The following is a 12824-nucleotide window of genomic DNA, read 5'->3' as shown; positions in this document are numbered from 1 at the left end:
GCGCCACGGCATGAACGGGTCCAAAACTCAGACGCCCAATCGCAACCTGCGATGAGCCTGGCGCAGCAACTGCTCGGTGGACTCCCAGCCAAGGCATCCATCGGTCACCGACACGCCGTAGCGCATCGCCGGCCCCAACGGTTGGCAGCCTTCGAAGAGGTGGCTTTCGAGCATCATGCCGATCAGGGCCTTGTTGCCTTGCAAGCGCTGTTGCAGCACGTCCTCGAACACTTGGGGCTGGCGCAGCGGATCCTTGCCACTGTTGGCGTGACTGCAATCGACCAGGACGCGGGCCGGGATGTTGAGGCGGGCGAGGTCGGCGTGAATCTGCGCCACGCTTTGGCGATCGTAGTTCGGGCCGCGGTGGCCGCCGCGCAGGACCAGGTGCGTATCAGGGTTGCCTTGGGTCTGGATGATCGCCGGATGCCCTTGGCTGTCGACGCCGAAATGTCGATGGGGGTGCGCCGCGGAGCGCATGGCATCGCAGGCGATGCCAACCCCGCCGTCGGTGCCGTTCTTGAAACCGACCGGCATGCCCAGACCGCTGGCCATTTCCCGGTGAATCTGCGATTCAGTGGTGCGCGCACCAATGGCGACCCAGCTAAGCAGGTCGTCGAAGTAACCGGCGGCCATCGGCTGCAACAGCTCGGTGGCCACGGGCAGGCCGAGTCGGAGCATCTCACGCATCAACTCCCGCGACAGCTCGAGGCCGGTGGCCATGTCGTCGCTGCCATCGAGATGGGGGTCGTAGGCCAGGCCTTTCCAGCCCACGGTGGTGCGGGGCTTTTCCACGTAGGCGCGCATCACCAACAGCATGCTGTCGCTGACTTCCCGGGCAAGGCGAGCCAGGTTGGCGGCGTATTCGAGCGCGGATTTCGGGTCGTGGATGGAGCAGGGGCCGACGATGACCAGCAGGCGGGAATCCTCGCCGCCGAGGATGGCGCGGATGGCCTGGCGATGGGCGCCAACTTGTTGGCTCAATACGCTGTCTAGCGGCAGTTGTTGCTTGAGTTGCAACGCGCTTGGCAGGCGCAGGGTCAAGGTTTCATTGGCAGGGCTGAGCGTGGACAGCGGCAAAGCGAAGACGGACGAATTCATGATCTGGCTTCCTGGGCGAGCAGCGGGTTCGTTCCCGCGCCGGCCCTAGTTGGGTGTTCGACAATTGGCCGTAATGGCCCGCAACGTTGGCATGCCACCGATAGGTGACCGATCGGAGGCGGCAGGCTGTCCCGAGCGGTGGCTGGTAAATCGCCAGGCGGAAAAACTGTCGTAACGGTAATAAGTGGCGTAGTTCATGGTTCGATCCTCAAGTGGTGTGATGCTGCGTATGTCTGGGGCCTGAAAAACAAAACCCCCGGTCGGGAGGCCGACCGGGGGTTTGGAAAACTCTGGAAGGCGACCCGTTTAAAATGGGCGCCGGTTGGGTATCAGGCGCGCCAGTGGCTAAACCAATACCCAAAATAAAAGCTGACCGAAGTTGGCACGTCGTTCGCCCAGGCAGCCGCAACCGAGCGCGAGGCGCTGGTAGGTTGAAGCGGTGAAAGGGCGCTGGACATGCTGTGTCTCCGATGAATGATCTGGAGCTTACAAGAGCGCGGGGCGGCCGTTCAATAAGAAAATGCTATGGCCTTTTAATAACAACCCCATCGCTTGAATCCGACGGGCTTTATGACAAACTCCAGCGTTGTGCCAATTTCAATCACCGAAGTCGACAATGACCCGGATGGCACGCTAATGGCAGCGGCCCCAGGCGTGGAAGAGCTGTTGGTCATCGCTCGCCGCGACGACGGTCGTTGGGCGGGTGAGCCCGTGGCATTGTGACGAGGTTTCAATGAGTTTTGTATGGCGCCCGGCTGAAGTCGGTGACGTTGAATTCGCACGTCAATTGACTTGCAGCAATATGCTTCCCTATTACCTTCGCCATGATTTGCTGTGGCAGGACGAAGCGTTCGATCTGGCCTGGGTCATCCGCCAGAACTGGATTCTTCAGCGCAATGAACAGGCGCTGGGTTTCGTCAGTCTCAGTCGTGATGCTCGCGCCTTGTACATTCGGGAGTTGCAGATCGATGAGGCGTTTCGTCGGCAGGGTGCCGGAACCTGGGCGATCGGACAGGTCTGGACGATGGTGGCAAATGAGCATCGACCGGCGTTGCGGCTCACCGTTTTCAAGGACAACCCGGCCCGCGGTCTCTATGAACGCATGGGGCTGCGGGTGGTCGGTGAGGATGAATGTTTCCTGAGGATGCAGCGAGACGCTTAGGCTTGAGGCGTCGGATATTGGATCTGAAGATTTGTTGTAACTTTTATCTGCCCGTTTGCGCTAGGTCTGCCGAGTGCTTTTTGCTAAGGTGTGGGCAACCCATACAAGACCAAATCGTGAGGTGTCTGCTTGATTAGGGTGTTAGTGGTCGACGACCATGATCTCGTCCGTACGGGCATAACACGAATGCTGGCTGACATCGATGGCCTGCAGGTGGTTGGCCAGGCCGAATCCGGGGAAGAATCCCTGATCAAGGCGCGTGAATTGAAACCCGACGTGGTGCTGATGGACGTCAAGATGCCGGGCATCGGTGGTCTTGAAGCCACGCGAAAACTGTTGCGTAGCCATCCGGACATTAAGGTCGTCGCGGTGACCGTCTGTGAAGAAGACCCGTTTCCCACCCGGCTGCTTCAAGCGGGGGCGGCGGGCTATCTCACCAAGGGCGCTGGCTTGAACGAGATGGTCCAGGCCATCCGCCTGGTATTTGCCGGACAACGCTACATCAGCCCGCAAATCGCCCAGCAATTGGCGATCAAGTCTTTCCAGCCGACCAACGATTCGCCCTTCGATGCGCTGTCCGAGCGAGAAATCCAGATTGCGCTGATGATCGTCGGCTGCCAGAAGGTCCAGATTATTTCCGACAAATTGTGCCTGTCGCCCAAAACCGTCAATACCTACCGTTACCGTATCTTCGAAAAGCTTTCGATCAGCAGTGACGTCGAGTTGACGCTGCTGGCGGTGCGTCATGGCATGGTCGACGCCAGCGCCTGATAATGACCGAACAGTTTGATCCAAGTGCTTTCCTGTCCACGTGCAGCGGCCGCCCCGGCGTGTACCGCATGTTCGACAGCGACGCGCGCCTGCTTTATGTCGGTAAGGCCAAAAACCTCAAGAAGCGCCTGGCCAGCTACTTCCGCAAGACTGGCCTGGCACCGAAGACGGCCGCGCTGGTGGGTCGCATCGCGCAGATCGAAACCACCATCACCGCCAATGAAACCGAGGCGTTGCTGCTTGAGCAGACGCTGATCAAGGAATGGCGGCCGCCGTACAACATTCTGCTGCGCGACGACAAATCCTATCCATACGTGTTTCTGTCCGACGGGGCGTTTCCGCGCCTGAGCATTCATCGCGGAGCCAAGAAGGCCAAGGGCCGATATTTCGGTCCTTACCCCAGTGCCGGGGCCATCCGTGAAAGCCTGAGCCTGTTGCAGAAAACCTTTTTCGTACGCCAATGCGAAGACAGCTACTACAAGAACCGCACCCGGCCCTGCCTGCAACACCAGATCAAACGCTGCAAGGCGCCCTGTGTCGGCCTGGTGGAGCCCGAGGTCTACGCCGAAGACGTGCGTCACTCGGTCATGTTCCTGGAGGGGCGTAGCAATGCGCTGACCGATGAGCTGTCGGCCGCCATGGAAGAGGCCTCGATCAATCTCGAATTCGAACGCGCCGCTGAGCTTCGCGACCAGATCGGGCTGCTGCGCCGGGTTCAGGACCAGCAAAGCATGGAAGGCGGCAGCGGCGACGTCGATATCGTGGCCGCGTTCATCAACCCGGGCGGCGCCTGTGTGCATTTGATCAACGTGCGGGGCGGCCGGGTTTTGGGCAGCAAGAACTTCTTCCCCCAAGTAGGGATCGAGGAAGACGTCTCCGAAGTCATGGCCGCTTTCCTGGGCCAGTACTACATCAGCAGTCCGGAACGCGACTTGCCCAGCGAGTTAATCGTCAACGTGGTTCATGAGGACTTTCCGGCCTTGATCGAAGCCATCGAAAAGCTTCGCGGTCGCGAACTGACCATCAGCCACCGTGTGCGTGGCACCCGTGCGCGCTGGCAGCAACTGGCCGTGACCAACGCCGAACAGGCCCTTGGCGCACGCTTGGCCAACCGTCAGCACGTCGCGGCGCGGTTCGATGCCCTGGCCGATGTCCTCCACCTGGACGAGCCGCCGCAACGGCTGGAGTGTTATGACATCAGCCACTCCAGCGGCGAGGCAACGGTAGCCTCCTGCGTGGTTTTCGGCCCGGAAGGTCCGATCAAGTCCGATTACCGTCGCTACAACATCGAAGGCGTTACCCCTGGCGATGACTATGCCGCCATGCATCAGGCATTGATGCGGCGTTTCAGCAAGATAAAGGACGGGGAGGGCAAGTTGCCGGACGTCCTTCTGGTAGACGGCGGCAAGGGCCAGTTGTCCATGGCCCGGGACGTCCTCAACGAGCTGGCCGTTCCTGACCTGATCCTGCTCGGCGTGGCCAAAGGCGCGACGCGAAAGGCCGGTTTCGAGACGTTGTACCTGAACGACGCGGCCCACGAGTTCACGTTGAAAGGGGATTCGCCGGCGCTACACCTGATCCAGCAGATCCGCGACGAAGCCCACCGTTTCGCTATCACCGGCCACCGTGCCCGCCGAGGCAAGACCCGCCGCACCTCCACGCTGGAAGGCGTGGCAGGGGTCGGGCCGACGCGCCGGCGCGATCTATTGAAACATTTTGGTGGATTGCAGGAACTGTCTCGTGCCAGCATCGAGGAGATAGCCAAAGCACCCGGTATCAGTAAAAAGCTCGCAGAGTCGATTTATGCAAACCTGCATAGCGAGTAGAATGCCCGTCAACCTCGTAGCCAGTTGTGCCGATGAATATCCCAAACCTGATTACCGTTCTACGCGTCCTGCTCATCCCGATCTTCATATTGCTGTTCTATTTGCCGTACCACTGGAGCTACGTGGCCTCCGCCTCGGTCTTTGCCTTCGCAGCCGCGACGGACTGGCTCGACGGCTACCTGGCTCGCCGCCTGGAGCAGAGCACGCCGTTCGGCGCGTTCCTAGACCCAGTGGCCGACAAACTGATGGTCGCGGTGGCCCTGGTGCTGCTGGTGCAGGAACACGGCAACCTCTGGCTGACCCTGCCGGCGGCGGTGATCATCGGGCGAGAAATTGTCGTATCGGCGCTGCGTGAGTGGATGGCCGAGCTGGGCGCCCGCGCCCAGGTAGCCGTGTCGAACCTCGGAAAATGGAAAACCGCCGCGCAGATGCTGGCCCTGGTGATTCTGCTGGCCAACCCCTCGGATTTCAGTTTTTGGGTGCTGTTGGGTTATGCCTTGCTGCTGGTGTCCGCTGGGCTGACGCTATGGTCGATGGTCCAATACCTGCGCGCCGCCTGGCCGCACCTGCGGACTGACGTACATCCGAAATAAACTTTTTTGAATCAAAGGGTTGACGGCGTGTTTGGATTCTATAGAATGCGCCACACCAAGACGCGGGAATAGCTCAGTTGGTAGAGCACGACCTTGCCAAGGTCGGGGTCGCGAGTTCGAGTCTCGTTTCCCGCTCCAAATATTGCGCTACAGAGTTCCACTGAATTCTGTAAGTGATTGAAATAAGGGCCTTTAGGCCCTTTTTTTGTTCCAGCGGGAACCACTGAAATCCAGCTCCATCCAGTGCTTTTAAGTCCCGATTTAAGTCCCGAATGAGGATCTTGGATTTAGATGTGCACTGAATCGGTTTTTTGCTGGAGCAGCTTGGATAGCGAGACGAGCATCTGGCCCTGACTCTGTTCAGGAGCTCGCTATGGCACTCTCGGATACCACCGTTCGGCAAGCCCGAATCACCGGCAATGACTACACGATAGGCGACACGGATGGGCTCGCGCTCAACGTGACCGCCCGCGGCGGGAAAATCTGGCGTTTCAGATACTACTGGGCGGGCGTGCAGAAGCGCATGTCTCTGGGTAGTTATCCGCAAATCAGCCTCAAAGAAGCCCGTACTCGACGTGACGAAGCGCGTGCCTTGGTCGCCCAAGGCATCAATCCCTATGAGCACCGTAAGCAGCAGCGTCGTGCTGTTCGTTTTGCGGCGGAGCACACCTTCGAGGCTGTGTTCAATCAGTGGGTGGAGTTCCGCAGGCTGAGCCTGAAGGAAGGGCGTCAAAGCACGCTCTCGCAGATCTTGCGAATCTTCAATAAAGACGTCTTGCCCACCCTGGGCGGGCGGTCCATCTACGATATTAATCGTCACGATCTGCTGGATTTATTGAGCAGGATCGAACAGCGCAAGGCCTTAACGACAGCCGAAAAATGCCGGACCTGGTTTAACCAATTGTTCCGCTATGCGCTGGTGAAGATCGAGGGGCTGGAGCACAATCCAGCGTCAGACCTCGACGTTGTCGCACTCCCCAAACCTCCGGTTACGCACAATCCATTCCTTCGTATGGACGAGCTCCCTGCATTGATGGCTGCTCTTCGAAACTACGGTGGCGCCAGCCAAACTAGGCTTGGCCTTCGGTTGTTGCTGCTGACCGGTGTCCGCACGGGCGAATTGCGATTGGCGACACCCGACCAGTTCGATCTGGAGAAGCGCTTGTGGGTCATACCGGCGGAAGTGGTGAAACAACTCCAGTTAGCGATGCGAAAGCCAGGTAAGCAGACCCAAAATGTACCGCCTTATATCGTGCCGCTGTCGGTTCAGGCGCTGGAGATTGTGCGTCATTTGCTGGACCAGGTTGTTCCCGCGCAGCGCTACTTGTTTGCGCATCGGAGCGATCTGAGCAAGCGTATCAGCGAGAACACGTTGAATGGTGCGCTACGCCGGATGGGGTATGCTGATCAACTCACCGGTCATGGGATGAGGGCGACGATCTCGACGGCACTGAACGAGATCGGATACCCGAAGGTGTGGGTTGATGCTCAGCTTTCTCATGCGGATCCGGACAAGGTGAGTGCAGCCTACAATCATGCGGAGTATGTCGAGCAGCGTCGGACCATGATGCAGGATTGGGCGAACCGTCTGGATCTGTGGGGGCAGGGCCAGCTGAAAGCGGCAAGCTCTCCGCTTACTATCCGATTGGAGGGGGCAGCTTCGCTGCCGTCGTTGGAAAACGCGAACACGAATCCCATTCAGTATAACGAAACCTTTCCAAAGGCAACCGTCTCGGTGCCCAAGGCTTCGGTTAGTAACGAACCAGCTCTTATTATGTTGCATCAGTTGCCTGTCGTACCTCACCCGGTCCCGACTGAAAAGCCGCATCAATCTCACGTGTCTGACATCCAGCGAGAACGTGCCGAGATGCTTGCCATTTATGAGGCCGCTAGTAATTTGCCGTTACTGGTTTTTGCTAAATTGGCTGGCAAATCCCGAGATCAGATCAACCGTGATATCAAGGCTCGGCGTCTGCTTTCCCTTAGCCTGGGGAATCGTGGTCAGCGCATTCCCGATTGGCAGCTTGATCCACTGCGGCACAAGTTGGTGCTTGCGGCGTTAGCGCGATTTCCGGATGTCGATGTGTGGAGGCTTTATCGGGCGGTCTGTGAGCCTTATGAGCGACTGAAGAGGCGTGCGCCAATCGATGTGCTCACACCGGAGAATTTCGACGCGACTGTGCGGATCGTTTGCAGCGCCCTGAGCCCAAGCTGAGTTGCTGTCCTAGCGCGGTGACAAATGGGTGTCACCGCTTGCTTGAGTACTGCTTGGCACGGAACTGTAGTCGAGGCCTGCCGACGGTGTTATGCGTCTAGTCGACCTGATTCCGCTGCAATACCGCGTGTTGGTTGCCGGCCTTCTACCGTGCGTTTTAGTCGCCGCTTCGGCGGCCATCGCCTGGGCGGTCCAAGGCTGGCGATACGGTCAGCAGCTGGAAAAAGAAGCCCGGCAAGGCCTAGCTCAGCGGTGAACTGGTGATCATGAATTGGGAGCCGGCAGCGCTAGGAGGCTTGTTCTGAGGGGGCTTCTCAGCAGCGGCATTTCCTCTATCGCCCGGGCTGACCCGCTCAAGTCTAGGGGAGCAGACTGTCAGTTCCCGTTTGAAATCAAAAAAAAGAAGCCTGGGCAACCAATGCCCCATCGTTCTAGCAGCTCAGAGATCCTGATAAGCAATACAACAGTCGCCGTCAATAAAATAACTATGTTCATTTCTTCTTCTCGCAAAGAAACTCGCCACGCTGATAGGCGCGGTGTTTGTGGGCGTTGGGTAGGGCTGTTAATAAACTAAATGTTTATCGGCTCGGTCGTCAACGGATGTTTTAAGAAATAATTAAATGAGACGACGACATACACCTTGAGCCCTCCTAAAAGCAGAGCGGCTTCGCTGGTGTGAGGGTGTATACGCCTTTAGCCCTAGGGCAAAGATGTCCGGTGGTAGAGGAGATTCAATAGTGTAGTTTCATAAGCTGTTAACAACACTTTACGTGTAGATCTCCTGCTCTATTTTTCGGTTAAGATTTCGTACTATGTTGTTCCACGAAATTCTAATTTTGTTGAAGTGCCCGATTTTATTGGGTGCGGTAGCCTATGTGTAGGAATAAGTTTCGCAGGGCAGGTGTTACACGAAAAGTGTAAATAACACTATTTCTGTGGATCGAATAAGGAAACCGATTGGATCAGGGCTGCCCCCTGATTGCGAACATTCCCCACGGCCTGGTCAACCCAGAACCACTCGAAGACCTCGCTAGGTTCGCCCTGCAGCAGCACAATTTGTTCGGCGCGCTCTGTGGGTGTGGCGGGGTCGATCCATTCCCGCTCCAGTTCCGCATTCAGCGCCACAGGGCAGCGATCATGGATTTTCACGATGCCTCCCTGGCTGTCAGCGGTGATGATCACGAAGCCGTCATGCTCCAGTGGCTCCCAGGCTCCCGTCGGGTACTGATCGATGGCAGCGCACAAAATCGGCGCTAGGTCCTTTGGGCGGATCAAATACGGCTGCTTTTTTGGCCCGCCTTCATCCACCCATTCCAACCAACTGTTGATTGGAGCCAGTGCTCGGTGCGGCCAGTTCGACTTGTAGTAAGGACCGTGCGCAACTTTCTCGACCCTAGCATTCACCGGGGTTCTATCCTTCGCCCAATGCGGCTTCGAGCCCCAACGCACCATATCGGCGTGTAGAACGTTGGAGGAGTGCGAACTGATTCGAGGGTAAGCCGTTATAGCGTCCTAAGGGCTGATCGCCCACGGTACTGACCATGGCGTTCGGCATGCTCAGTCCTCTGGTTAACGTCAGCGTAGTCCAGCGGGCGATCCGTCTACGAAGCACAGGTAAGCGGCGCACGACCGTGACCTGTATCAGCGTGGGCCTGCTCAGCCATCTGTCCGAATATTCTTACAAGAAATTGACCGCAAAACTTGTACAACGTTAACTGTATATCTGTACAGGTTTCTGGAAGTGATCCGTCATGAGCTTTTCGATTTTGGGCCCTATTGCTGAGGGTGGCTTGAAGCTGCCCTTGTGTTCGTTTCGAGTGCCCGCCGGCTTTCCGTCTCCGGCGGCGGACCACATCGAAGCGCACATCTCATTGGATGAGGTTCTGAATATTCGCGCCCCACATGTCTACCTGGTATCCATCGCCGGGGAGAGCATGCAGGGCGCTGGGATCTTTGAAGGGGACATAGCCGTTGTGGATCGTGCGATGGAACCTGCGCACGGCCACATCGTCGTGGCGCTGCTGAACAACGAACCCGTGTGCAAACGCCTGTGCATTCGTGGAAAGGAGGTGATTCTCCTGTCCGAGAACCCAAAATATCCACCGAGATACGTGCTCGAGGGCGACGAGCTGGTTATCTGGGGCGTCATCACCTGCAGCGTGCGCAGCCATGTCTAAAGCCCAGCCGGTTTTCGCCCTGATCGACTGCAACAGCTTCTACGCCAGTTGCGAAAGAGTGTTCCGTCCGGACCTGGCCCGCGTCCCCATTGTGGTACTGAGCAACAACGACGGGTGTGTGATCGCTCGCAGCTACGACGCCAAGTCCTACGTGAAAATGGGCGAGCCGTATTTCCAGATCAAGCACAAGCTGCAGAGGCACGGCATCGTCCCGTTCTCGTCGAATTACGCGCTCTACGGTGACATGAGCGAACGCGTGATGACCCTCATTGAATCGATGGTGCCGGCCGTCGAGGTTTACAGCATCGACGAAGCCTTCGCGGATCTCACCGGCATCGACGGCCGGGATGCCCTCGGGCGAAAGATCCGCAGCCAGGTACTGCGCTGCACCGGCATCCCGGTTGGGGTCGGGATCGCTCACACGAAAACCCTGGCAAAGCTGGCGAATCACACGGCCAAGCGGCTCCAAGTGCAAACGGGCGGCGTGGTCGACATTTGCGACCCTTTCAAGCGCGACTGGGTGCTGCGCAACACCGACGTGTCCGAGGTCTGGGGAGTCGGTCGCAAGATGAAACTTCACTTGGACACCATGGGCATCAAGACCGCGATGGACCTGGCGAAGGCCGACCCGTGGACGCTTCGCAAAAAATTCAGCGTGGTGATCGAGAAGACCGCCCGGGAGCTGGCCGGCACGCCGTGCCTGGAGCTGGACGAGCCGGACCCGCAAAAGCAGGAGATTTGCTGTAGCCGAATGTTTGGTAAGCGGCTCACGGACCTAGCACCGATCAAGGAGGCTGTGGCCACCTATACGATGCGGGCCTCGGAAAAACTCAGGGCGCAAAAGTCGCTGTGCAAGAAGATCCGCGTCAGCATCCGCACTGGCATGTTCAATCCGGAGGAAGCGAAGTATGCCAATGGCGTGTTGATTGACCTGCCGTACCCCACCGACGATGTGCGGTTACTGACCAATGCTGCGGTGGGCGCGCTTGACCGCGTTTTCCGGCCAGGCTTCAAGTACAGCAAGGCTGAGGTGCTGTTGATGAACCTTCGTCAGCAAGGGGAGTATACGGACGACCTGTTTGCCACCACTCAGCCTACCGACGCCACGAAGCTGATGGCAGTGCTGGATCAGATCAACGGGCGATGGGGCAGGGGGACGCTGCGTTCAGCCTGCGTGCCTGCAAATCCTGAATGGGCCATGCGCCGGGAGCTGATGAGCCAGAGCTACACGACCAAGCTGGATCAGCTGTGGCAGGTGTCCTGTCGATGATTAATAGCCATATCCACCGCTCTGCTTTCTTGGTTCTGGCTGTACGACCGTCTTTCTGCACGAGAAGCGTAGGAACCGACGCAGCAAAAGTTGAGTGAGCTACGCTTAGCTAAGCGTTACGTGATCGTAGTGGAATCGCGATATAAGGGAATATTCGCTTGTGGTGACTGCTTCTGAAAGCCGGTTCAGGCAGGGACAGACTATGATCACAAATTGGATAGAGATCGGCTTTGAAGGCGAAGTGTTGATCGTCGAGGATGATGAAACGCTGCGTTTGATCATGGTCGAAATCTTGGAAGATGTCGGAGCAAGAACTGTCGCTTTCGGATCAGCCGATGACGCACTGATTTACCTTCTTCAATCTCAAGTCCAATGTTGCCTTGTGATTGTTGACTACGGTGTTCCTGGGCAAATCAATGGTATGGATTTCATCCGGATGGTAAGGGGGAAATGGCCTGCCATAGGTTCGATACTCACATCAGGGTATCCATTTCTACCGGAAACAGTGCCTAGCCCAACCCGATATTTGCAGAAACCTTGGGCCGTCAGCGATTTGGTAGCTTTGATGAGGGATGTACTTTAGCCCACATCTCTTGCTCGGTAGATACCCATTGTTCATGCAAATGAAGCAGCCGCTCCGCAGCTGGATCGCAGGATGTGTTGAAAGTGAGCCGGCCCCATGAGAATCATTCCATTTGCCAGGTCCTGCTGAGGTGTTCAGTAAGCTACCACCGTGCTATGGCTGGCAGTGGTATGGGACTTGGCAACAGGTTGCTCAGGCATGAAGCATGGTGCAGCAGGTGCTCACCCATTTGAGCACCATTATTGAATGCACGTCTGTTAGCGTGACCCAATGTGGTACACCCTCACGTCATGCTGACGCTTAGAAGATTGGGCCGCGCACGAACATCGACTCATAAAATCGATGTCTATTCTACGGCGGGCGCTAGCTAACACCCGCTGTAGAGCGATTCAATAGGTTTATATTCTCAGTCCTTATCTATACGCGACACAGCAGTAAGATTTGACTTAGTCAAATGATGGCGCTTGCTCTAGATTCGTTGTGTGGCGCTCGCATAAAGCCCACCCTATCGAGAGGTAATCAGGCATAAAATGACTATAAAAAAACTCAAGATCAAAGTGCTGGTCAGCGCGGCAGTAATTATGCTCACGAATCTGGCGCATGCAATTCCAAACAGTACCCTCTCTCAAAATCAACGCCCTGCGGCCATCGAAAAATACTTCACTAAGACTGTGAGGGACGGCAAAATTGCAGGTGCCATTGTCGTCGTTTCGAACGACCAGAGTAAGTACATCAAGGCCTTCGGCTATATGGATAAAGATAACAAGATCCAAATGCCCCAAGATGCTTTGATTCCGCTTGGTTCAATGACTAAAACTGTCACAGCGATAGCAGTCATGCAACTCCAGGAACAGGGGAAATTAAAACTAACCGATCCGATCGAAAAATACATTCCATCGTTCAGCAACATTCGCGTTGCTTCCGCACCAGATCAATCAGCGGACGAACCGGTAAGAACTGAGATTGCGAACAAGAAAATTACAATCTTAGACTTGTTAACCCACACTGCCCGATCGAGGAAAAACTGGTGCATAAGGAAACCCTTCACTATTTGAACTTCAATGAAGACAAAGCGCGCGATGCAAGCTGCTGTAAGCTGCGTGACTGGCTCCTGGCACAGTTCGACAGG

General features: G+C 56.8%; 11 protein-coding genes, 1 tRNA gene and 1 pseudogene. 11 read left to right on the top strand and 2 right to left on the bottom strand.

What is annotated here, in order from left to right; genetic code table 11:
• Positions 1 to 27: 27 nt before the first annotated feature.
• Positions 28 to 1098 (bottom strand): 3-deoxy-7-phosphoheptulonate synthase, encoded by a 1071-nt coding sequence (locus tag M1D68_RS15010; RefSeq protein WP_457967434.1) that lies wholly within the window; start codon positions 1096 to 1098, stop codon positions 28 to 30.
• A 570-nt stretch (positions 1099 to 1668) separates the two neighbouring features.
• Here M1D68_RS15010 and M1D68_RS15005 point away from each other — a divergent pair.
• The 7 genes from M1D68_RS15005 to M1D68_RS14975 all read left to right on the top strand — a co-directional run bounded on the left by M1D68_RS15005 (position 1669) and on the right by M1D68_RS14975 (position 7665).
• On the top strand, positions 1669 to 1821 hold the full coding sequence (locus M1D68_RS15005; RefSeq protein ID WP_434606423.1) for a hypothetical protein: 153 nt from the start codon (positions 1669 to 1671) through the stop codon (positions 1819 to 1821).
• Positions 1822 to 1831: 10 nt separating this feature from the next.
• The gene (locus tag M1D68_RS15000) at positions 1832 to 2260 is read left to right on the top strand and encodes a GNAT family N-acetyltransferase (protein ID WP_457967432.1); all 429 of its coding nucleotides are present in this window, start codon (positions 1832 to 1834) and stop codon (positions 2258 to 2260) included.
• Positions 2261 to 2389: 129 nt separating this feature from the next.
• A complete protein-coding gene (gacA, locus tag M1D68_RS14995) occupies positions 2390 to 3031 on the top strand; it encodes a response regulator transcription factor GacA (RefSeq protein ID WP_003200277.1) in 642 nt (213 codons plus the stop codon).
• 2 nt (positions 3032 to 3033) lie between these two features.
• A complete protein-coding gene (uvrC, locus tag M1D68_RS14990) occupies positions 3034 to 4857 on the top strand; it encodes an excinuclease ABC subunit UvrC (RefSeq protein ID WP_434648027.1) in 1824 nt (607 codons plus the stop codon).
• A gap of 32 nt (positions 4858 to 4889) precedes the next feature.
• Positions 4890 to 5450 carry a CDP-diacylglycerol--glycerol-3-phosphate 3-phosphatidyltransferase gene (gene pgsA / locus M1D68_RS14985; RefSeq protein ID WP_457967428.1) on the top strand — a complete coding sequence of 187 codons (561 nt, stop codon included), beginning with the start codon at positions 4890 to 4892 and terminating at the stop codon, positions 5448 to 5450.
• Between the two features lie 62 nt (positions 5451 to 5512).
• Positions 5513 to 5588, top strand: a tRNA-Gly gene (locus M1D68_RS14980).
• A 235-nt stretch (positions 5589 to 5823) separates the two neighbouring features.
• On the top strand, positions 5824 to 7665 hold the full coding sequence (locus tag M1D68_RS14975; protein WP_457967426.1) for a tyrosine-type recombinase/integrase: 1842 nt from the start codon (positions 5824 to 5826) through the stop codon (positions 7663 to 7665).
• 927 nt (positions 7666 to 8592) lie between these two features.
• Here M1D68_RS14975 and M1D68_RS14970 read toward each other — a convergent pair.
• Positions 8593 to 9220, bottom strand: a pseudogene (locus M1D68_RS14970) (SOS response-associated peptidase family protein).
• A 196-nt stretch (positions 9221 to 9416) separates the two neighbouring features.
• Here M1D68_RS14970 and M1D68_RS14965 point away from each other — a divergent pair.
• From M1D68_RS14965 to M1D68_RS14950, 4 genes are all read left to right on the top strand, one after another.
• Positions 9417 to 9842, top strand: coding sequence for a LexA family protein (locus M1D68_RS14965; protein WP_457967424.1), 426 nt, complete (start codon positions 9417 to 9419; stop codon positions 9840 to 9842).
• Complete coding sequence (gene umuC, locus M1D68_RS14960; RefSeq protein ID WP_457967422.1) at positions 9835 to 11112, top strand: translesion error-prone DNA polymerase V subunit UmuC; 1278 nt, start codon at positions 9835 to 9837, stop codon at positions 11110 to 11112. The genes M1D68_RS14965 and umuC overlap by 8 nt, the downstream gene beginning before the upstream one ends.
• A gap of 202 nt (positions 11113 to 11314) precedes the next feature.
• Complete coding sequence (locus tag M1D68_RS14955; protein WP_457967420.1) at positions 11315 to 11695, top strand: response regulator; 381 nt, start codon at positions 11315 to 11317, stop codon at positions 11693 to 11695.
• Positions 11696 to 12225: 530 nt separating this feature from the next.
• Positions 12226 to 12750 (top strand): serine hydrolase domain-containing protein, encoded by a 525-nt coding sequence (locus M1D68_RS14950; protein ID WP_457967418.1) that lies wholly within the window; start codon positions 12226 to 12228, stop codon positions 12748 to 12750.
• The last annotated feature ends 74 nt before the right edge of the window (positions 12751 to 12824 follow it).

Source organism: Pseudomonas sp. R4-84 (assembly GCF_054130985.1).
Note: the sequence above shows the minus strand (reverse complement) of the source record. Positions and strands in the feature narration are given on the sequence as shown.

Excerpts from the sequence above, each read along its gene's own strand:
- M1D68_RS15010 (WP_457967434.1), bottom strand. The coding sequence starts at position 1,098 with ATGAATTCGTCCGTCTTCGCTTTGCCGCTGTCCACGCTCAGCCCTGCC.
- M1D68_RS15005 (WP_434606423.1), top strand. The coding sequence starts at position 1,669 with ATGACAAACTCCAGCGTTGTGCCAATTTCAATCACCGAAGTCGACAAT.
- M1D68_RS15000 (WP_457967432.1), top strand. The coding sequence starts at position 1,832 with ATGAGTTTTGTATGGCGCCCGGCTGAAGTCGGTGACGTTGAATTCGCA.
- uvrC (WP_434648027.1), top strand. The coding sequence starts at position 3,034 with ATGACCGAACAGTTTGATCCAAGTGCTTTCCTGTCCACGTGCAGCGGC.
- pgsA (WP_457967428.1), top strand. The coding sequence starts at position 4,890 with ATGAATATCCCAAACCTGATTACCGTTCTACGCGTCCTGCTCATCCCG.
- M1D68_RS14975 (WP_457967426.1), top strand. The coding sequence starts at position 5,824 with ATGGCACTCTCGGATACCACCGTTCGGCAAGCCCGAATCACCGGCAAT.
- M1D68_RS14965 (WP_457967424.1), top strand. The coding sequence starts at position 9,417 with ATGAGCTTTTCGATTTTGGGCCCTATTGCTGAGGGTGGCTTGAAGCTG.
- umuC (WP_457967422.1), top strand. The coding sequence starts at position 9,835 with ATGTCTAAAGCCCAGCCGGTTTTCGCCCTGATCGACTGCAACAGCTTC.
- M1D68_RS14955 (WP_457967420.1), top strand. The coding sequence starts at position 11,315 with ATGATCACAAATTGGATAGAGATCGGCTTTGAAGGCGAAGTGTTGATC.
- M1D68_RS14950 (WP_457967418.1), top strand. The coding sequence starts at position 12,226 with ATGACTATAAAAAAACTCAAGATCAAAGTGCTGGTCAGCGCGGCAGTA.